General features: G+C 70.1%; 14 protein-coding genes and 5 pseudogenes. 7 read left to right on the top strand and 12 right to left on the bottom strand.

Features of this window, described 5'->3' with window-relative positions; all coding sequences use genetic code 11:
* The first annotated feature begins 141 nt into the window (after positions 1-141).
* Entirely contained in the window at positions 142-1,827 is a 1,686-nt protein-coding gene (gene hutU / locus ABZ340_RS30770) for a urocanate hydratase (protein ID WP_358785140.1), read from the top strand.
* Positions 1,824-2,810, top strand: a complete 987-nt coding sequence (gene hutG / locus ABZ340_RS30775) for a formimidoylglutamase (protein ID WP_358785141.1) — start codon at positions 1,824-1,826, stop codon at positions 2,808-2,810. The genes hutU and hutG overlap by 4 nt, the downstream gene beginning before the upstream one ends.
* A gap of 255 nt (positions 2,811-3,065) precedes the next feature.
* Here hutG and hutI read toward each other — a convergent pair whose 3' ends face one another.
* On the bottom strand, positions 3,066-4,268 hold the full coding sequence (gene hutI, locus ABZ340_RS30780) for an imidazolonepropionase (RefSeq protein ID WP_358785142.1): 1,203 nt from the start codon (positions 4,266-4,268) through the stop codon (positions 3,066-3,068).
* Between the two features lie 160 nt (positions 4,269-4,428).
* Complete coding sequence (hutH, locus tag ABZ340_RS30785; RefSeq protein WP_358785143.1) at positions 4,429-5,964, bottom strand: histidine ammonia-lyase; 1,536 nt, start codon at positions 5,962-5,964, stop codon at positions 4,429-4,431.
* Between the two features lie 138 nt (positions 5,965-6,102).
* On the opposite strand from hutH, the gene ABZ340_RS30790 reads away from it, so the two are divergent.
* A complete protein-coding gene (locus ABZ340_RS30790; RefSeq protein WP_358785144.1) occupies positions 6,103-6,870 on the top strand; it encodes an IclR family transcriptional regulator in 768 nt (255 codons plus the stop codon).
* 187 nt (positions 6,871-7,057) lie between these two features.
* Positions 7,058-7,396, top strand: a complete 339-nt coding sequence (locus ABZ340_RS30795; RefSeq protein ID WP_358785145.1) for a hypothetical protein — start codon at positions 7,058-7,060, stop codon at positions 7,394-7,396.
* 98 nt (positions 7,397-7,494) lie between these two features.
* Here ABZ340_RS30795 and ABZ340_RS30800 read toward each other — a convergent pair whose 3' ends face one another.
* From ABZ340_RS30800 to ABZ340_RS30830, 7 genes and pseudogenes are all read right to left on the bottom strand, one after another.
* Positions 7,495-8,193, bottom strand: a complete 699-nt coding sequence (locus tag ABZ340_RS30800; RefSeq protein ID WP_358785146.1) for a hypothetical protein — start codon at positions 8,191-8,193, stop codon at positions 7,495-7,497.
* Positions 8,193-11,192: a hypothetical protein gene (locus ABZ340_RS30805; protein ID WP_358785147.1), complete on the bottom strand. Its 3,000-nt coding sequence runs from the start codon at positions 11,190-11,192 to the stop codon at positions 8,193-8,195. Before ABZ340_RS30805 ends, ABZ340_RS30800 begins: the two co-directional genes overlap by 1 nt.
* Positions 11,193-11,200: 8 nt before the next feature.
* A complete protein-coding gene (locus ABZ340_RS30810) occupies positions 11,201-11,773 on the bottom strand; it encodes a DUF2690 domain-containing protein (protein ID WP_358785148.1) in 573 nt (190 codons plus the stop codon).
* A gap of 478 nt (positions 11,774-12,251) precedes the next feature.
* A complete protein-coding gene (locus ABZ340_RS30815; protein WP_358785149.1) occupies positions 12,252-13,211 on the bottom strand; it encodes a GMC oxidoreductase in 960 nt (319 codons plus the stop codon).
* Positions 13,212-13,232: 21 nt separating this feature from the next.
* Complete coding sequence (locus ABZ340_RS30820) at positions 13,233-13,526, bottom strand: hypothetical protein (protein ID WP_358785150.1); 294 nt, start codon at positions 13,524-13,526, stop codon at positions 13,233-13,235.
* Positions 13,527-13,641: 115 nt separating this feature from the next.
* Positions 13,642-14,514 (bottom strand): annotated as a pseudogene (locus tag ABZ340_RS30825) (sugar phosphate isomerase/epimerase); the annotation flags it as partial.
* Positions 14,494-14,634: pseudogene (locus tag ABZ340_RS30830) on the bottom strand (IS701 family transposase); the annotation flags it as partial. The pseudogenes ABZ340_RS30825 and ABZ340_RS30830, both read right to left, overlap by 21 nt.
* 167 nt (positions 14,635-14,801) lie before the next feature.
* Between ABZ340_RS30830 and ABZ340_RS30835 the strand changes: the two are divergent.
* A pseudogene (locus ABZ340_RS30835) lies at positions 14,802-14,986 on the top strand (IS5/IS1182 family transposase); the annotation flags it as partial.
* A 9-nt stretch (positions 14,987-14,995) separates the two neighbouring features.
* On the opposite strand, the pseudogene ABZ340_RS30840 reads toward ABZ340_RS30835, so the two are convergent.
* Positions 14,996-15,133, bottom strand: a pseudogene (locus ABZ340_RS30840) (e9imm peptide); the annotation flags it as partial.
* 440 nt (positions 15,134-15,573) lie between these two features.
* On the opposite strand from ABZ340_RS30840, the gene ABZ340_RS30845 reads away from it, so the two are divergent.
* Positions 15,574-17,520, top strand: coding sequence for a hypothetical protein (locus tag ABZ340_RS30845; RefSeq protein ID WP_358785151.1), 1,947 nt, complete (start codon positions 15,574-15,576; stop codon positions 17,518-17,520).
* Positions 17,521-17,599: 79 nt separating this feature from the next.
* Positions 17,600-18,250: a hypothetical protein gene (locus tag ABZ340_RS30850; RefSeq protein WP_358785152.1), complete on the top strand. Its 651-nt coding sequence runs from the start codon at positions 17,600-17,602 to the stop codon at positions 18,248-18,250.
* A gap of 14 nt (positions 18,251-18,264) precedes the next feature.
* On the opposite strand, the pseudogene ABZ340_RS30855 reads toward ABZ340_RS30850, so the two are convergent.
* A pseudogene (locus tag ABZ340_RS30855) lies at positions 18,265-19,184 on the bottom strand (IS5 family transposase).
* Between the two features lie 455 nt (positions 19,185-19,639).
* Positions 19,640-20,116, bottom strand: a 477-nt coding sequence (locus ABZ340_RS30860) for an arylamine N-acetyltransferase (RefSeq protein WP_358785153.1), incomplete at its 5' end; no start/stop codon positions are given.

Raw genomic sequence — 20,116 nt, forward strand, 5'->3', positions numbered from 1 at the left:
ATCTCCCGGGGAGCGGGCAACGGAACGGGCCGGAAGGAAGGGTCTCGGATCCGAGAATCCCCGGCGGCGCCGCTGGTTCCGCGTCCGCCGCTGCCGTGTCATGGCGGGGCAACGGCTCGATCCCTCTGGTGAGGAGTGCACATGACCAGCGTTTCCCCCGAAGCACCGGGCGTCGTCCGGGCCCCGCGCGGCACCGAACTGAACTGCCTGGGCTGGCAGCAGGAAGCCGCCCTGCGGATGCTCATGAACAACCTCGACCCCGAGGTCGCCGAGCACCCCGAGGACCTCGTCGTCTACGGCGGCACCGGCAAGGCCGCCCGCAACCGGGAGGCGTACGAGGCCATCGTCCGTACGCTGAAGACGCTGAAGGACGACGAGACGCTGCTGGTGCAGTCCGGCAAGCCCGTCGGCGTGATGCGCACCAACGAGTGGGCGCCGCGCGTGCTGCTGGCCAACTCCAACCTGGTCGGCGACTGGGCCAACTGGGAGGAGTTCCGGTCGCTGGAGGCCCGCGGGCTCATGATGTACGGCCAGATGACGGCCGGTTCGTGGATCTACATCGGCAGCCAGGGCATCCTCCAGGGCACGTACGAGACCTTCGGCGCCGTCGCCCGCAAGAAGTTCGGCGGCAGCCTGGCCGGCACCATCACCCTCACCGCCGGCCTCGGCGGCATGGGCGGCGCCCAGCCGCTGGCCGTCACCATGAACGACGGCGTGGCCCTCTGCGTCGACGTCGACCCGACGCGCATCGAGCGCCGCATCGCCCACCGTTACCTCGACGTCGCCGCCGACGACCTCGACCACGCCCTCCGCCTGGCCGTCGAGGCCCGCGACGCCCGCAGGCCGCTCTCCATCGGCCTGCTCGGCAACGCCGCCGAGGTCTTCCCCGAGCTGCTGCGGCGGGGCGCGCCCATTGACATCGTCACCGACCAGACCAGCGCCCACGACCCGCTGTCCTACCTCCCCGTCGGCGTGAGCGTGGAGGAGTGGCACGAGCAGGCCCGCAAGGACCCGGCCGGCTTCACCGAGCGCTCCCGCGCCTCCATGGCCCAGCACGTCGAGGCCATGGTCGGCTTCCTCGACGCCGGCGCCGAGGTCTTCGACTACGGCAACTCCATCCGCGACGAGGCCCGCAAGGCCGGCTACCAGCGGGCGTTCGACTTCCCCGGCTTCGTGCCGGCCCACATCCGGCCGCTGTTCGAGGAGGGCCTCGGCCCCTTCCGCTGGGCCGCCCTCTCCGGTGACCCGAAGGACATCGAGGCCACCGACAAGGCCATCATGGAGCTCTTCCCGGACAACGAGCACCTGCACCGCTGGCTGAAGATGGCCGGCGAGCGCGTGGCGTTCGAGGGCCTGCCCGCCCGCATCTGCTGGCTGGGCTACGGCGAGCGGCACCGCGCCGGTCTGCGCTTCAACGAGATGGTCGCCTCCGGCGAGCTGTCCGCCCCCATCGTCATCGGCCGCGACCACCTCGACTCCGGCTCCGTGGCCTCGCCCTACCGCGAGACCGAGGCGATGCTCGACGGCTCCGACGCCATCGCCGACTGGCCGCTGCTCAACGCCCTGGTGAACACCGCCTCCGGCGCCTCCTGGGTCTCCATCCACCACGGCGGCGGCGTCGGCATGGGCCGCTCCATCCACGCCGGCCAGGTCTGCGTGGCCGACGGTACCGAACTCGCGGCCCGCAAGCTCGCCCGCGTCCTGACCAACGACCCGGGCATGGGCGTCATCCGGCACGTCGACGCCGGTTACGAGCACGCCGCCGCGGTGGCCGAGGAGCGCGGCGTGCGCATCCCGATGGCGGAGACCGAGGGCGGCGCCGCGTGAGTGCCGTGACGCACCAGGAAGCCCCGCACCCGCGCCCGGACGTCCCGGCCGCGCCGTGGACCGGACGGGACGACGGCCCCGGCGAGGAGAACCTGCGCTGGCACCACGCCGTCCACCCCGACCCGGAGCGGGCGGCACCGGGGGACGTCGCCTTCGTCGGCTTCCGCAGCGACGAGGGCGTACGCCGCAACAAGGGCCGGCAGGGCGCCGCGAACGGCCCGGGCGCCCTGCGCCGCGCCCTCGCGTCGATGGCACTGCCGAAGCCGCTGCGCGCGCTCGACGCCGGCGACATCGAGGTCGCCGGGGACGGCGAGGACGTCCTCGAAGAGGGGCAGCAGCGCCTGGGCCGCATGGTGGCCGCGCTCGTCGACCGCGGCCACCCGGTGATGGTGCTGGGCGGCGGCCACGAGGTCGCGTACGGCAGCTACAGCGGGCTGGCCGCGACGCGGGCGCTGCGGGAGGGCGGCCGTCTCGGGGTGCTGAACCTCGACGCGCACTTCGACCTGCGCGACGACGTCCGGCCCAGCTCCGGCACGCCCTTCCTGCAGATGGCGCGGAGCGAGGAGCGGCACGGCCGGGAGTTCAACTACTGGGTGCTGGGCGTCAGTCAGCCCAGCAACACGCAGCGGTTGTTCCGCACCGCGGACGCGCTCGGCGTGCGCTGTCTGCCGGACACCGAGTGCGGCCCGCTGGACCTGGCGCGCACCGAGGGGTTCGTCGACGAGTTCCTCGCGAGCTGCGACGTCGTGCACCTGAGCATCGACCTCGACGTGCTCCCCGCCGCGGTCGCGCCGGGCGTCAGCGCCCCCGCCGCCTACGGGGTGCCGATGGAGGTCGTCGAGCGCGTCTGCCACCGGGTGGCGGCCAGCGGCAAGCTCGCGGTCTGCGACATCGCCGAGCTGAACCCGGAGTTCGACGTGGACCAGCGCACGGCCCGCGCCGGCGCCCGCCTGATCCACCGCATGGCGACCGCCCGGGTGTGACATCCCCGCGGGCCCGCACCCGGCCCGCCCCCGAACCGGCCGCCAGGCCGTGCGAGCGACGAAAGCCGCGGCCTGGCGGCCACGGCTTTCCAGGGGACAGCGGCTTTCACGGGGAACAGCCGAAAACGCGCCGCCTCCCCCTGCCCGCCGAGGCACAGGGGGAGGCGGCGTCACATCCGGACGCGCTCCGCCGGTGAGCTCCAGGCCCCGGCGCGCACTTGCCCGACGCCGTGGTGCGCACCGGCGGCCGGCAGGTCACGCGCCGGGACGGACCCCTGCGCACGCGCGGCCCGCCCGCCAGACCGCCGACACCAGCGGCACCCCCGGGCGGTAGGCCAGGTGCACGGGGGAGGGGGCGTCCAGGACGACGAGGTCGGCCCGCGCTCCCGGGGAGAGGCGGCCGACGTCGGTACGGCGCAGGGCGCGCGCACCCCCGGCCGTCGCCGCCCACAGCGCCTCGTCGGGCGTCATGCGCATCTCCCGGACGGCCAGCGCGATGCAGAAGGCCATGGAACTCGTGTAGGACGAGCCGGGGTTGCAGTTGGGGGAGAGGGCCACCGTGGCGCCCGCGTCGAGGAGGCGGCGGGCGTCGGGGTAGGGCGAGCGGGTGGAGAAGTCCGATCCCGGCAGCAGGGTGGCGACGGTCTCCCCCTGCGCGAGGGCGTCCACGTCGGCGTCGGTGAGGTAGGTGCAGTGGTCGGCCGAGGCGGCCCCGAGCTCGACGGCGAGCTGGACGCCCGGCCCGTAGGTGAGCTGGTTGGCGTGGACCCGGGGCACCAGGCCCCGGGCCGCCGCCGCGGTGAGGACCGCCCGCGCCTGGTCGCCGTCGAAGGCGCCCTGCTCGCAGAAGACGTCCGCCCAGCGGGCGTGCGGCGCGCACGCGTCCAGCATGGGACCGGTGACGAGGTCGACGTAGCCGCCGGGGTCGTCGGCGAACTCCGGTGGCACGAGGTGGGCGCCGAGGTAGGTGACCTCGTCGGTGTGGGCGGCGGCGACGGCCACGGCGCGTGCCTCGTCGTGCACCGTCAGACCGTAACCGGACTTGGTCTCCAGGGTGGTGGTGCCCTGCCGGAGCGCCTCGCGCACATGGCGTGCGACCACCACGTGCAGGTGGTCGTCGCCGGCGGCGCGGGTGGCGTCGACGGTGGTCTGGATGCCGCCGGCCGAGTACGGGCGCCCCGACATGCGGGCGTTGAACTCGGCCGTGCGGTCCCCGGCGAAGACGAGGTGGGAGTGGGAGTCGACGAAGCCGGGGATCACGGCCCGGCCGCCGGCGTCCACCCGCTCGTCGGCCGCCGGGGCGTGGGCGGCGGGGCCGGCCCAGGCGATACGGGGGCCGTCGATGAGGAGCGCGGCGTCGGTGAGGAGCCCGAGCGGGCCCTCGCCGAGGGCGGGGTCGTTGGTGATCAGCGAGCCGATGTTGGTGACGAGGGTGCTCGGCGGGTGCTGCGGATCCATGCGGATAACTCCTGGGTGGGCGTGGGTCGGCCGGCGCGGGGCGGGAGGCGCGGTCCGGCCCGCCGCGACGGGGAGGACCGCGCCCGGACCCGCCCGGGGCGCAACGGCCGCACCTCCCGGGCCCGTGCGGGCCCGGGAGGTGCGGGGGACGGCGGTCGGGTCAGACCAGCGGGCCGGTGACCGACTCCGCGGCGGCCAGGGCGCGGCCGGAGGTGACGTACTGGACGGTCGCCTCGATCTCGGGGGCGAGCCAGCGGTCCGTGCCGGGGCCGTCGACCGTCTCGCGCAGCCCGTCGCGTACCGCCGCCGTGGCCGGCCCCGGGGTCAGCGGGGCCCGCAGGTCCAGGGCGCGGGCGGCGGTGTGGAGCTCCACGGCGAGGACGCGGCCGAGTCCGTCGAGGGCGCGGCGCAGCTTGCGGGCGGCGGACCAGCCCATGGAGACGTGGTCCTCCTGCATGGCGCTGGAGGGGATCGAGTCGACGGAGGCCGGCGCGGCGAGCCGCTTGAGCTCGGAGACGATCGCGGCCTGCGTGTACTGCGCGATCATGTGGCCGGAGTCGACACCGGGGTCGTCGGCGAGGAAGGCGTTGAGGCCGCGGTTGCGGGCGGGGTCGAGGAACCGGTCCGTGCGGCGCTCGGCGATCGAGGCGACGTCGGCGACCGAGATGGCCAGGAAGTCGAGCACGGCGGCGACCGGGGCGCCGTGGAAGTTGCCGTTGCTCTCCACCCGCCCGTCGAGGGTGACCACGGGGTTGTCGACGGCGGCGGCCAGCTCGCGGGAGGCCACCAGCTCGGCGTGGGCGAGGGTGTCGCGGGCCGTGCCGTGGACCTGCGGCGTGCAGCGCAGGGAGTACGCGTCCTGGACGTACGTGCACTCCGGGCCCGCGTGGCTGGCGATGATCGCCGAGTCGGCGAGCAGGGAGCGCAGGTTGGCGGCGCTGTCGGCCTGGCCCGGGTGCGGGCGCAGCGCCTGCAGGTCGGCGGCGAACACGGCGTCGGTGCCGAGCTGGCCCTCGACGCTCATCGCGGCGGCGATGTCGGCCGTGCGCAGCAGGCGGCGCAGGTCGTGGGCGGCGAGGACGAGCATGCCGAGCATGCCGTCGGTGCCGTTGATGAGGGCGAGGCCCTCCTTCTCCTCCAGGACGACCGGGGTGATGCCCGCCTCGGCGAGCGCCTCGGCGGCGGGCTTGCGCACGCCGTCGGCGGTGCGGACCTCGCCCTCGCCCATGACGGCCAGCGCGCAGTGCGCGAGGGGGGCGAGGTCGCCGGAGCAGCCGAGCGAACCGTACTCGTGGACGACCGGGGTGATGCCGGCGTTCAGCAGCGCGGCGTAGGCCTCCGCGGTCTGCGTCCGTACGCCCGTACGGCCCGTGGCGAGGGTGGACAGGCGCAGGAGCATCAGCGCGCGGACGACCTCGCGCTCGACCTCGGGACCCGAGCCCGCGGCGTGCGAACGCACCAGGCTGCGCTGGAGCTGGGCGCGCAGCTCGGTGGGGATGTGCCGGGTGGCCAGGGCCCCGAAACCGGTGGAGACGCCGTAGTGGGGCTTGGCGTCGTCGGCGAGGGCCTGGACGACCTCGCGGCTGCGGGCGATTTCCTTCAGCGCCTCCGGGGCGAGGGCCACGGGGGTTCCGAGGCGGGCGACGGAGACGACTTCGTCGGCGGAGAGCGGGCCGACACCAACAACAACGGTCATGTTCCTATGAAGCCGCAGGCCGGCGGGGTCCGCGAGGGCGTCCGGACCGGTAGTGTCTGATATCCCAGACACTTCAGGGCTGTACTGTCTGGAATCCCAGACAGTTGGTTTACGCACCCTCTGGTTTACGCTCGGCCCATGAGTATCGTCCCGGCCGCCGCGCAGGTGCTGGCCGTGCTGCGCTACCTGGCGCGGCAGGCCGCTCCCGTGCCCGCGGCCGCCATCAGCCGCGATGTGGGCCTGCCCCGCTCCACGACGTACCACCTGCTCGACACCCTCGCCGCGGACGGCTTCGTCGTCCACCTGCCGGAGGAACGGCGCTACGGCCTCGGCGTCAGCGCCTTCGAACTGGCCTCCGGTTACCAGCGCCAGGCGCCGCTCCAGCGGCTGGCGCGGGCGCCGCTGGCCGCGCTGGTGGACCGTACCGGGCACAACGCGAACCTCGCCGTGCTGCACGGCCGCGAGGTCGTCTACGTCATCGAGGAGCGCGCCCCGGGCCGGCCGCCGCTCGTCAGCGAGGTGGGGGTGCGGCTGCCGGCCCACCTGACCGCCAGCGGCCGGGCGGTGCTGGCGCTGCTGCCGCCCGCGCAGGTGCGGGCGATCTTCCCGGACCGGTCGGCCTTCGTGCAGCGGCACGGCGTCGGTCCCGCGTCGCTGACGGCACTGCGCGGCCTGCTGGCCCAGGTACGGCGCCGCGGCTACGCGACCGAGGAGGGCGAGGTGACGGTCGGCCTGTCCTCCGTCGCCGCGCCCGTGCTGGACCACCACGCCCACCCGATCGCCGGGGTCTCCGTCACCTTCCCCGGCGAGTCGGCCGACGAGGCGGAACGCCACCGGATCGCGGGTCACGTGGCCCAGACGGCGCGGGAGCTGACCCGCCGGGTGGGGGGCGTCACCGCGGCGTGACGCCGAGGGCCCGAGGGCTCCGGCGGGAGCGGTTCGATGCCGGAACGGACCGGAGCGCGCGCCGGAGAACGCGCATCCGGACCCCCCGAGGGCCCCGGTGGCGGGGCGGATTCAAGGGGCCTCCCTTCGGGTGATTGGTGTGTACATGCAGTACGATGCGCCCCTGGCGATCTATGCAGAAGAGGGCATGGTGAAGAAAGCGCGCATATATCTCGTGGTGGTGGCGTGCACTCTCATGGCCGCCTCTTGCAGGGGAAGCGACACGTCCGTCGACACGTCCCGCCTGACGGACCGGGAAAAGGAATGGGTCGAGTTCTCCTACGCGCACGAGAAGGACGACGAGACCAAGCGGACGTGGGAACAGCTGACCGCCGAAGGCGTCGAGTCCTACCTCGACCGGCAGCGTCCCCGCCTGTGCGGCGACACGGCGGCACTGATGCAGAGCCTGAAGGAAGCGGGCTACACGGCGGACGAAATGCAGGAGTACAAGGCCAAGACCGAAGAACTCATCTGCTCGCCCCTGTAGGGCGGACTGCCCGGCAAGGCGCTCCGCGGGCGGAACGCACGCTTGCAGAGCGGAGGTCCCTGCCGGTGACGGCAGGGACCTCCGCGTCTGGAAGCCGGCTACTTGCTCTGTGCCACCGCGCCTCCGAGGATCCTCAGCGAGTACTTGTCATACGCCCGGTGCAGAACCATCGTCACCGGTCCCGAGGTGAACACCCCGCTGACGACGTACTCCTTCTTGTTTCCCGTCTCGGCGACCTTCTTCTCGTACAGGGAATCGGTCTCCTTCTTTGCCTGCTCGAGCCACGAAGATGCCTTGCCGTGGTCGACTCCTGCCACGTCGAGCCCGGTGCAGGACGCGAGGAAGCCGAAACCGTCGGATCGATTCGTGCTGGTTCTGCACAGAAGAGACGACATGTTCTTGTGGTCGGCGTATCCGGCTGAAACCGTCATCCCGTTTGCGCCGCGCCCGTGGACGTAAGTCCTCTTCTTCCCGTCGGGCATCTCCTGCTCAACGGGCTCGTCCAGCTTCAGCTTCCAGTCTTTCGAGAGCCTGGTGAGGAAGTCCTTCCCGGTGTATCCGGTGGCCATCGTGTCCGCCGTGCCGAAGCTGGGCCGCTCGTCGCCGGCCACCGCATGCGTCGGCAGATCGGTGGCACGCGGCGCAGTCCGCGTCTTGGAGGGCTCGGGACGGGGCGCCGCGGTCTTCGGACGGTCGGACGCTGCCGTTTCGGGGGCGTCCTGGCTGCAGGAGGCGGCTCCCGCCGCGCCGATGACGACAATCATCAGCACGGCGGGAACGCGGAGGGCGGCGCGCATCACAGGCCACCGTCGTTGAGGTTGCACGCGCCGGGATCGGCGTAGTTGAACGGGACGAAGGCGATCGCGTCGAACACCACGTTGCTGTCTCCGGTGCCGGCGTCGTGGAGGTTGTCCGCCTCGATCCGGCCGCCCTTCCAGAAGGTGAAGGTGCCCATCTCGAACCAGGTGTCCTTGCCCGCGCTGCGGGTTCCCTGGTTGACCCGGCAGTAGTCGGGCTTGGCGCCGCTCGTGTTGTCGCCCGGGATGAAGTTGTACCGGACGATCGCTTCCGCGCCGTGGCTGGGCAGGTGGACGTAGACCTTGTAGCGCTGGCCAGGCTGGTCTCCGGAGGGGAGCTTGGCCTGGTTGACCTCCCACCGGCCGGTGATCTTGTGGAAGTAGTCGGTGTCTCCGTAGCTGTGCGTGAAGTAGACGTGGTGGTCGTACCCGGCGCCGAGCTGGTGAAGGTCGATGGGGGCGATGTAGGGGGTCGCGCGGAAAGTGCCGTCGTCCCTCAGCGTGGTGATGCTGTCACCGGCCTGGAGGGTGAACTTGCCGTCGTCGGCCGCCTCGAAGTCCCCGCATCCGTAGGTGTCCTCGTGCTGGCCGAGGTCATCGACGATGATGGCGTTGGCGTAGACGCTCGGATGGTCGATGCACGGGCCGTGCCCGTACTTGCTCTGGAGCTCGGGCTCTCCCGAGCCGAGCGAGTAGCTGAGCTTCTCGGTGCTGGAGTTACTGGTGTTCTGCGGGCCCATCCAGTCCACGCTGCCGTCCCAGTAGCACTTCGCGTCCCAGCTCGGGCACGGGTCGGCCGCGTCCGGGTCGCACGCGTTGATGGACGGGTCGCAGAACAGGGTGCGCGGGGCGACCTTGATGACGCCGTACGGCATGTCGGGCTCGGAGTACGACTCCTCTCCGTTCCAGGTCATCTGCGGGACTTCCGCCCAGCCGAAGATCTTTTCCGGGTAGTTCCAGTCGCCGGGGTGGGAGGCGTCGTCATAGCTGTAGCGCAGGAACGGCTGCCGGTCGGCCGGGTAGCGCGGGTTGATCGGGTTGTTGAAGAAGCCCACGCCGACGGAGCCGGAGGTGTAGACGCCGGAGTTGTAGCCCCACAGCGCCATGTACCAGTTCTCGATGTAGGCCGGGCTGCCGTTGTTGGTGTTCATGCCCAGCGCCTTGAGCTGGTTCCACTTCTCGGCCAGGATGCCCAGACCGGCGGCGATGTTCGCCGCGTAGTCCGTGGTGACGGCGCCGGCGCGCAGGGTGTCGAACTGCTGGGCGTGCGCCTCGGACATGCCGGTCGTCACCTGGGCGATGCCGTAGCCGCAGTCGGCCTTGCTCCGGTCGGGGTAGCCGTGGATGCCGTTCTCGTTGCCGAACCAGTCGGACTTGGTGACGTTGCCCGAGTCGCCGTTCATGGAGTGCCAGGACGCCTGCTTGAAGTTGGACTCCTGGGCGAGGATGCCCAGCATGACCTGTGCGGGGATCTCACCTCCGCCGGTCAGCGACGGCTTGGGGAACAGGCCCTGCGGGGTGTAGGCGTCGAGACCGGTGTCGTGCCAGTTCTTCGGGCGGGAGACCGTCAGGGTGCCGTGGACAGCCTGGTCGACCGCCCACTCGACCATGTTCGCGCTGGGCTGGAGCGCCTGGCGCTTGGGGTCGTTGCGCTTGACGATGCAGGGGGTTTCCATCTCCCCGACCTTGCCGTAGACGGCCGCACCGGATCCGGACAGGCACTGCGATTCCGGCATGCCCTCACCGCAGGCGGCAGGGTCCACGTCATCGGGTCCGGCCATGGTGAACGCGGCCGGGTCCATCGACAGCGAGGAGACCGGCTTCGGCCGCTTGCGGTCGGCGTCCACGAGCGCGGTGGCCTTCGCGCCGGTCCTGAGCGCGGTCGCCTTGACGGTCAGCGTTCCGGCGCCCTTGTCCGAGGGCGAGCCGATGCGGGTGGTGATGCCCTTCATCTGCTCGGAGAACACCGAGTTGGTCACCAGGTGACCGTGGCGGGAGATCCCGGCCACGCGGCCGTCCACCGCGTGCTTGGAAAGCCCGGGGGCGTTGCTGGTGTCGATTCCCTTCACGTCGCCGACGACCGCGTCGCCGTCGGCCACGGGGAGGAGTTTGACCTTCCCCTTCGGGGCGCGGCCCAGTTCGGTGAAGTGCTCGCCGTCGAAGCGGGAGATGACGCTGCTCTCGCCGTCGACCGTGCCGACGTCCACGGCGCCGTTCTCCGAGGCGGTCAGCGCGAACATCGGACCGGGCACCGCGGCGAGCTTGCGGGCGGACAGCTTCTTGCCGTTGCCCTTCAGGTCGACGAGGTTGCCGCCGAGCACGCCGATGGTGCCCTTCTGCGTGGGCGTGACGTGCGTCAGGTAGCCGTTGACCGTGCGGCGGGAGGACACCGATCCCGTGGCCGCGTCGACCGATATCACCGTCGTCGAGCCGGCCGACCTGTCGGTGGCCGAACTGGAGGTGAACGCCACCTCGTCGCCCGTTCCGCAGCCCGGCGTGAAGTACGCCAGCTGTACCCGGTCGGGAACCTCGGTGACCTTGCCGTCGGAGAGACGGATCACCGCGGCGAACGCGCCGTTCTCGTACGCGCCGGGCTCGTTGGACCAGGCCGACGGGGCGTAGACCGCAGCCGCGTAGTTCCCTGATCCCGTGGTGCAGACGTAGCCCGTCCATGGGCCTACACCGGACAGTTCCCTGCGGTCGAGGCGGGCGATCTCATAGAAGGAGAACCCGTCACTCTCCCTGGCCGCGAGGATGTGCAGTCCCTCGGCGTCGCCGGTGGCCTGCACGATCGCATCCGTCGACGAGGCGTAGTTCGAACCCAGGTCCTTGCCGGGTGCGGAGAACAGGCGGGGCGTCGTGCCGTCCGCGGCGGCAGGGGCCGACTGCACCGGGGTGTCCGGGGAAGCCTGCGGGACCAGGGCGGCGGATGCCGCCACCACGCTCATGGCTATCAGCGGGTTCGTGGAGAAAAATCTCCTGAGACCTCTTCTGCGCATCGTCTTCCTCACAGCCAGTCCGTGCACAGGCCGTGCACGAGCGGGAGGCTCGCGTCGTTGTTGTCCTTGATGTACTTCAGCGGTGCGGGGTCGTACTGGGCGTGGACGTCGTTCCAGCACGCCTTCGCGGTCGTGGTCTTCCAGTTCTGCATCTCGGTGTAGGCGCCTGCCACACCGTCGGTGAGAAGACCCGTCGTGTCGTACTCCTCGATGCCGCCGTCGGGATCACGTGTCGTCCACAGCGTCCCGTACACGTAGTCGGGGGAGGTGTCGAGATCGCGTGAGATCTTCGCCCACACCCCCTGACATGCCGGCGACCACATCAGCCGCACCGCGACCGACTCATCCGGCTCGATCACCTGCTGAAGGATCTCGGCGTCGTCGTCACACCCCATCTGAACGGGGTCCTTGCCCGAACAAGTGGCCCGCCAGCAGCCGGCCGCGGCTGCCGGGGACGCCTGAATTCCCTGAAAGGCTCCGGCCAGCAGGGTCAGGGCAGCGGCAGCCGGCCCCCATCTACGTATGCCGCGCACACGCACCACCTCAGAACTTTCTCCTCCGTGCCGCACCAAGTGCAGCACGTATGACCGTGTTCACCCCTGTTGCCCGTATATAACTTCGGCGTCAGAAGGGCACGCGCAGCCTACGCGAACACATGTACAACGCAAGGAAGTTGCACTGCTCTTTACCTGCGCAGATGTCGAATCCGGGAGCGTCGTGACCGCGCATCTCATAGGGGGTGCGCGGTCACAGAGCGGGATGTGTCAGGCGGCGCTCCCGCGGCGGGCGCAGGGTGCGGGGAGCCCGCCGCTACGGCATCTCCCGGTGCCTGCGGACGGGCAATCCCGTTCGGCTCGGCCGGACGCCGGTCCGGGTGTGCCATCGGCCGGCGCGCACCGGGCGCGGATCGAGCCGCTCCTCCCGGACCGGACGCCGAAGCGAGGCGGCCGACGGCGGGGATCACCGCGAGGCGATCGACGCCCCCGCCTTCGAGTTCCGGACCGGAACGCAGTGGGCCAGCCTCCCGTACCAGTACGGGAATCGGCTTCGGAACACGACCTACCGCGCACGAGGCAGCTTGTCCGCCCGAGCGGCCGGCGCGCTCCGCCCGGCCGTCGGGTCCAGGTGGTCCAGGAGCGCGCGGGCGCCCCGGACGGCGAGGGCGACGGACGTCAGGGTGGGGTTGCAGGCGGTGGCGGTGGGGATGACGTTGTTGCCGGCGACCCACAGGCCGCGGGTGTTCCAGACGCGGCTGTGACTGTCGCAGACACTGGTGCCGTCGTCGGCGGGGCCCATGCGCGTGGTGCCCTGGTAGTGCAGTGAACTGCCCGCGGGCAGCAGGTGGGGGCTGTCGTCCAGGGGGACGCCCACGGCGGCCCCCGCTTCGGCGACGGCCTTCCTGGCCTGTTCGATGGCGGCCAGGTCACGGTCGCTGTAGTGGTAGTGGATGCGCAGGGCGGGCAATCCGCAGGCGTCGGCCGCGGTGTCGTCGAACTCGACGCGGTCGTCGGGGGAGATGTCCTTGGCGCAGAACCAGCCCAGTCCGACGACGGCCCCGGGCTCGACGCCGGTGCCGTCGGCGAGCGGGACGGGGGAGGCGTCGAGCTGCATCACCTGGCCGTGGAAGGGGTGCGCGTCGGTGTACGGCACCCAGCTGACGCCGCTCTGGGGGACGATGGCGCCGTCCCCGGGGCGGGGGCAGGCGCCGGTCCAGTGCGCGCCCATGCCGCCGACGTTGGTGGACAGGGCGGCGGCGGGCAGTTCGGGCGAGCCGAGCAGCCGGGTGCCGGGGCGGCCCGCCGGGCCGGAGCCCTCCGAGGCCCGCTGGGCGCGGGCGCGGCCGTCCGGATCGGGGATGTTCTTGACGTGGGTGCCAGGTTGCCCGGTCAGGCGCGGACCGGCGTCGAGCAGCAGGATCGTCGCGGTGGGGTGCTGTTCGTACACCTCGCGGACGTAGGCGCTGCCGGTGGGGCCGCCGCCGACGACGAGGTCGTAGGCGGTTGCCGAAGGGAGGGACATGGAGGGCTCCGGGGTGAGGGGTCAGGCCACGACGAGGGGGCGCAGGGTGTGGTGGGCGATGGCCAGGCCCTGGCAGACCTTCTCCGGGGTGCCGCCCCACAGCGGGTCCTCGTGCTCGACGGAGAGGGTGCCGGTGAACCCGGCCTCGTAGAGCCGGTCGACGACGCGGGTCCAGCCGACCCGGCCCCGGCCGGGGACCCGGTAGCGCCACCAGCCGGTGGCCCACGGGTCGCCGTTCTTGGCGGTCGTGCCGAAGAACCCGTAGCGGTTGCGGGCGACCGGGTCCAGTTCGATGTCCTTGGCCTGGGCGTGCACGATCCGGTCGGCGTACGGCGTACGGCGTGAGGGTGGCCGGCGGGTCGATGCCCAGCCGCATCAGGTGGGAGGGGTCCCAGTCGAGGTACAGGCCGAGGGAGAACATCCACTCCCACAGTTCGGGGGAGTAGGCGATGTTTCCGGGGTGGCCGTCGGGGTGCCAGCCCTCCATCACGCAGTTCTCGATGATCAGCTTCACGCCGCGCTCGCCGGCGTACTCGACGAGTCCGGGCAGGACGCGCTCGGCCTCGCGCTGGTTGCCGGGCACGCTGCGGGACGGGTCACGTCCGATGAACGTCTCCACGTACGGCACGCCGAGCGCCTGTGCGGCGTCGATCGCGTGCCTGAGGTGGGCACGGATCTCCGCGCGCCGCCCGGGGTCGGGGTGGAGGTTGTTCTCGTAGTAGGCCAGGGCCGAAACACCGAGCCCGGTCTCCTCCAGCAGCCGCTGCACGCGCTCGCGTTCCCTCGCGCCGAAGTGCGCGACGTCGATGTGCGCCGCCTCGAAGTCGCGGTCGCCGGTGCCGGGCCAGACGGCGACCTCCAGGCGCTCGTAGCGGGTCTTCGCGGCCCAGGCGGCGACGCGTTCCAGCGGCCAGGCGGGCAGGCAGGCGGTGAGCATGCCGAGCTTCATGCGGGGATCTCCGTCCAGGAGGCGCTGGCGGCGGCCGAGTCGAGCACGGCCCGGGTCAGGCGGGCGGCACGCAGTCCGGCGTCGAAGGTGGGCAGGCCGTCGGGGATCTCGCCCCGTACGGCGGCGTAGGTGTCGGCGACGAAGTCGGCGAAGCACTCGTGGTAGCCCTGGGGGTGCCCGGCGGGCAGCGCGTCCGGCCGGCCTCCGGCGCGGGCGGGGTCGCGCGTCAGCGTGCGGTTGGCGTCCCGGCCGCCGACCCAGAGGCTTTCGGGCTTCTCCTGATCGAAGGCGTAACTGGCGTCGGGACCGTCGAAGGAGAACCACAGCCGGTTCTTGCGCCCGGCCGTCCAGCATCAGGCCCCGCAGACAACACTCGCCCCACCGCCGCTGATCCCGGCGCGGCACCGAGGCGAACACATCGGCAACGAACCCCGCCAACTTGCCCCGGAGCCGCTCCACCTCCCCCAGCTTCACTTTGGGAGACTGCCCACCACCAGAGGAGATCGCTCAACGTAACGAAGCGTTACTAGGAGTTGCCCGGGCGATCGTGTGATCGTCCCGTGCCTGGGACGTTGTGGTGGACATGGGGCGGGGCGATCTGGCAGATGTCGAAGACCGGCAGCCAGACCGCCCGCCTGCGCAGAGGCTCACTCGGCGGACGGCCCCCCGGCTTCGACGAAGAGCGCTACAAGAAACGCAACACAGTCGAACGAGCGATCAACAGGCTGAAGCAGTCCCGGGCCGTGGCCACTCGCTATGACAGCGCGGCTACGTCTTGCTCGGCACCGCAACCACCGCGGCCCTGCTCATCTGGCTACGGAGTTGAGCCGCCACCTCACAAAGGGATCGGCCGGTATGCCAGAGCCTGGTCGACTACCTCATCAGCCGAAAGCTCCCGCTCCGGCAGTCAGAAGATCAAGCCACTGACATGACCGGACGGGCGTGCCGGGACTCTGTCCAGCCTGCCCAGCCAGCTGCCCGGTATGTACGCAGGTACCGCACTCTCAGTTCCTCACTTCAGGCATGGCGCTTCGGCAGCTGCCGGGTCCACGGCTTGCGCCTCCGACTCGTCTGGACCTACCGGGCGATCACTTCCGGTTCGGGGGATTCGACACACCTGCTCACAGGACTCTCACCTCCTCTCGCACAACCGTGATCAGGGTCACGCCCGATATGGGTAGATAGGAACGATCTTCCTGGTTGGAACTCTTGTTCGGTTACCTCGGGTCGCATAGACAGTCCGGTGTCGCAACTGACTGACCAACAACGCTGCACGCCCCGGGACTTGCACCGAAGGCGGCGGCGCGAGAGGACGACATGCGCGTGTCCCGTAATAGAACAAGGAGACCCTCAGCGGCCTATCGCCGCTTAGCCTCGGTCTTAGCCGTCGGCGCTCTACTCTTGAGCCCAGGAGTGGCTTCCGCGACCGACGGCAGCCTGACGACCAAACCGAACCCGGATACGCCTCCGTCTGCGACGCCGGCCGCCGGGCCCGAATCACTCGCCCGAGCCGGCAACCGCCCGGTTTCGGGCAAGAACCTCGCCGCAGGTCCGCAATGGACGCAGGATGCAAACAAGGTGTGGCAGGTTGACCGGACCATGGCAATCCTGAAAAACACCGTCACCGACGCGGACGGAGACAAGGCCAACCTGACCTTCAAGATCCACAACGTCAACGCTGACGGCACAGTGGGCACACAGCTCATGATCCCAGGGGAGGACTACGGCGTACTGGTCTCGCCCATGGTCGCCTCTGGCGGGACCGCCCAAGTCACCGTTCCGGCAAAGGTCCTGGTACCCGGCAAGACCTATGCCTTCGCGACCTCTGGCTACGACGCGACCGGGCTGTACGAGACCACATGGTCGGCGTACTCGAAGTTCCACGTCCGCAACCGCATAGTGGATATCAAGCTTCCCGCCCCGAACAAGGATGCTCCGAACCCGCAGCACGACGCCACCTGGCAGCCGGTCCCCGGCTGGGAGTCGTACGAGAAGCAGACGAGCCAGGCACGGTCCGCCGCAACCGGGGACAGCGAGCGGCGCTGCCAGCCCGCCGGCGCCGAGAGCACCAAGCAGGTGTGCATCGGTTCCCGGCCAGTCGTCGAGGCGGACTTGGCGAGGGTCGAGCAGGCCCGATCCGCGCAGCGCACGACGCGAGCCGCGGGGCCTCTGAACCCCAGCTGCGAGGCCGACGGCAAATACCTCTCGGCCTTCACGCGTGATGCAGCATGCATGTACCACATCTGGAGTGTCGAGGTCACCGACCAGACCGGCCAGGAGTCGTCCGGCTACCAGGAGTTCTTCACGGCATACCACATGAAGACATCCATGACCGGTGACGAAATACAGCTGTGGTCGAGGATTACGCCGCTCCCGGTGGAGGCGGGGAAGGTCCCGTTCCCGGCCATCCCCGGCGCGATCAAGCTGACACTCGTTCCGCAGTGCTCCACCGGTTGTTCGGAGAAGCCGTACTACTCATGGGACGGCAACCTGATGTGGAACGGCAGCGGGGACATCGATCCACACGAGGAGACCGGCACAACCACGGTGAAGTGGGACGGCAAGGTTTCAGGCATCGAGAAGTGGGACTCGGAACACTCAAAGAAGATGGCATTCGCACCGTATGCAACCTTCTCCACGAGCGTCCCCGAAGCCATGCCCACCGGCAACAGCCAAGGCCTGATCGGCGACCCGATCTGGGTCCGCTGCGACAACGTATACTCCGCCGCCGGCTGCGTCTTCCCTGACTATCTGCCCGGGTACGCGTTCAACACCGCCAAGACGCCGGCAGCCGCAGCGAACGCTTGGCTGATCAACACCAAGATCCGTAAGGGTGAGCCGCTACAGTTCCTGGCGGACCGCTACGCAGACGGCATGCACGGTGAGCGGAACAAGTGGTCCCGGGACCCGGATTCCAACCGTAAGGTGATCTGCCCGGACGGCTGGGCGGCCAAGTACGGCCATCCGGACACGACGAAGATCCCCGAGCTCGCCACCGGTGATACGGCGAGCTGTGACGAGTTCCCCTTCGCCTCCACTTACCAGAGCGGCGGCATGCCGGAACGTATGGACGGCACCAATCAGGTCCTCTCGGGGGACGAGTGTGTGCAGACGTACGCCACTAAGTACTCCGACGGCGTCTGGCGATTCTGGGACGACGAGCGCATCTCCGGTCCGGACTGGAGCGAGGTGTGCGGCCGTTCGGCCATGTCGAACTGGGTGAACACGACCGCAGGAAGCCGGATTTCCAGCTTCGCCAGCAAGTTTCGTCTCCTCGACAAGGACAAGTACTGGGTGAAGGTGACTGGTTTCGAGAAGTGCGACGCCACCCAGACCGTCATCAAGTGCGACATCCGATGACACGGCACTGACATGATCGGGCTGCGGCCGGGGGCGCTGCCGCCGGCCGCAGCCCGATCACAAGGGATGGAGAGCCGAGTTGAACACAGACGGAATCAGATGGCTGGCCGACAAGACTCCCACCTGGTATGGCTATTGCATCCACCTGGCACGCGGACTAGAGGCCGTTCAGCTGGTCAATCGCATCGCACGAGGCCCTGCTCCGGTGTTCATCGGCGAATACACGGCCGAGGGCATTGAGACGTACATCAACTCCCAGGACCGGGAAATGGCTGCCGTCCGCTACGGCACCCACGGCGACCTCGCGTTCACGGTTGCCCATGGCTACTGGCCGGGCGAACTCGGCCCCGGCTATAGCAACCACCTCTCCCGCAACAGCGGCGAGGAGGTCTTCGAGCTCTACTACGAGACCCAGAACCCGAAGGCGCCGCCGCCTCAGTTCACCTTCTACCGCGACGGCGAGTACGCATGCGGCTTCCACATGTACATGCACACGTGGTCGCACGAGGTCACCGGCCCGGACGCCACTCTCATCCAAGCTGACATCGAGGCGGCAGGAATCCACAACGAAGACAGACGCGAAACTGCCCATCTCAAGTCTCTGGATGTCATTCAAAACCGGTTCGCACTTACCCTGCCCATGGGCCAGATTCTGCACGGCTCACTGTCCGCGGCGTTGGTACACGGGCACCACGTCGACCTGGATTCGTCAGCGGGGGCGGGCGGCTAGGACTTGTCCGGCGATCATGTGCGGAGCCGGATGGCGAGGGCTGCGGCTGTCGCGGTGCCGAGGTAGACGTAGCCGCGCTTGTTGTAGCGGGTGGCCACGGCTCTGGCGTGCTTGGGCCGGTTGATCGTCTGCTCGACGGTGTTGCGTTTCTTGTAGCGCTCTTCGTCGAAGCCGGGTGGCCGTCCGCTGCGTGAGCCTTTGCGCAGGCGGGCGGCCTGGCTGTCGGTCTTCTCCGGGATGGTGTGCCGGATGCCCCGGCGCCGCGGGTGGTCGCGGCACGGGCCGTTGCTGTAAGCCCTGTCCGCCGCGAGGCTGTCAGGCTTCGTGCGCGGTCTGCCGGGCTTGATCCGCAGGACGCGAATGTGCTCCAGCACGGGCTTGAACTGTGTGCAGTCCGCTCGCTGTCTCGGTGTGACGATCAGGGACAGCGGGCGGCAGCGGCCGTCCGCGCTCAGGTGGAGCTTGGTGGTGAACCCGCCCGGGCCCTCACCTCCCGCCCCACCTCCACCAGCCGGCCGACGAGGCTTTGCCACGGGGCTTCGCCCTGGTGTTCTGCCGCGGGATCCCCCTTTGCGGCGGGTGTCGGCGGTGGTTCGGTGCGGGCGCCGGCGGCGTGCTGATGTGCCCGCACGATGGTGGAGCCGACCGAGATGCCCCAGTCGGTCTTCCCGGCTGCGTCGGCCTCGGCCTGGGCCTGCTGGAGGAGGCGTTCCCGGGTTCCGTCCGCCGGCCACAGACGGTGGCGTTCATAGACCGTCTTCCACGGACCGAACCGTTCGGGCAGGTCACGCCGTTGCACGCCGGTCCGCACCCGGTGCAGGATCCCGTCGATCGCCTGCCGGTGATCCCGCCACCTGCCGCAACGCCTGTTGCTGACCGGCAGGAACGGCCGCAGCCGCTCCCACTCGGTAACCGTCAGATCACCCCGCCTCATGTCCACATCAACGACACGACTGCGGAGCAGTCACATGATCGGCCGGACAAGTCCTGAAAGGGACACACCGACAGGGCCTCGTTCGAACCGCACTCCGCGGCCCGCCGGCGTGAACCGATCTCCCATGACGGGCGATCATGCCAGCCTCCGACAAGGTCATACAGCCCTCGACCAAAATCACCCGGCGTCCAGGATCAAAAGCATTCACTCGACTTGTTCTTCAACCTCTGCCCCTGCCTGGTGCTCCCCTTTGAAGGGGGAGCACGGTGGTCTGATCAGACACACTGGTTCGGTACAGCACGATGAAGAACAGCCGTTGTCCGGCGGCAACGTCAGCGATGGTGTCGTACGAGTCGGAGATACCGTCCGCCGTCCGACCGGACCGGGATCCATGAACCGGACGGTGGAAGGCCGCCCGGCCGCAGCGGGCGGGAACCGGCGAGCCGACCGTCCCGTCAGAGTGCTGTTGCACGCTGCCTCTCGGCCTCCCACTCCTGGTGCGCGGTGTGAACGCGGTGCCACAGCGCCGCCCGCGCGGGGGCGTCGACGTCGGCCAGGTTCAGGTGGAACACGTCGGCCAGGACGTCGTACCAGTCGCCGGCCGAGTCGATGGTCCGCTCGTACGTGCCGTCGGCGTCGATCCGGCGCAGCACACAGCCGCGCAGCATGTCCACGCCCTTGGCGTCGCAGAGCTGGGCTTGGAGGACCCGGACGAACCCGGACTCGGGGGAGGTGGACAGCCGGTGGTGCTCCGCGGCGAAGGAGGACAGCTCCACGGGCTCCGGCGCGAAGACCATCGCCGTGAAGGCGCCACGGGGGTCATGGGTGAACCGCCAGCCGCCGGGCACCACCACCGACGGGGCCATCGCGTAGGTGAACGGCCCCTGGGTATAGGTGCCTTCGCGCAGCGGCAGTGGCTCATATATTCCGCC

This window comes from Streptomyces sp. NPDC006134, assembly GCF_040628835.1.
Lineage (GTDB): Bacteria > Actinomycetota > Actinomycetes > Streptomycetales > Streptomycetaceae > Streptomyces.

Bases quoted from the DNA above. Each gene is read 5' to 3' on its own strand.
- hutU (WP_358785140.1), top strand. From the start codon at position 142: ATGACCAGCGTTTCCCCCGAAGCACCGGGCGTCGTCCGGGCCCCGCGC.
- hutH (WP_358785143.1), bottom strand. From the start codon at position 5,964: ATGACCGTTGTTGTTGGTGTCGGCCCGCTCTCCGCCGACGAAGTCGTC.
- hutI (WP_358785142.1), bottom strand. From the start codon at position 4,268: ATGGATCCGCAGCACCCGCCGAGCACCCTCGTCACCAACATCGGCTCG.
- ABZ340_RS30800 (WP_358785146.1), bottom strand. From the start codon at position 8,193: ATGCGCGCCGCCCTCCGCGTTCCCGCCGTGCTGATGATTGTCGTCATC.
- ABZ340_RS30815 (WP_358785149.1), bottom strand. From the start codon at position 13,211: ATGTCCCTCCCTTCGGCAACCGCCTACGACCTCGTCGTCGGCGGCGGC.
- ABZ340_RS30790 (WP_358785144.1), top strand. From the start codon at position 6,103: ATGAGTATCGTCCCGGCCGCCGCGCAGGTGCTGGCCGTGCTGCGCTAC.
- ABZ340_RS30805 (WP_358785147.1), bottom strand. From the start codon at position 11,192: ATGCGCAGAAGAGGTCTCAGGAGATTTTTCTCCACGAACCCGCTGATA.
- ABZ340_RS30795 (WP_358785145.1), top strand. From the start codon at position 7,058: ATGGTGAAGAAAGCGCGCATATATCTCGTGGTGGTGGCGTGCACTCTC.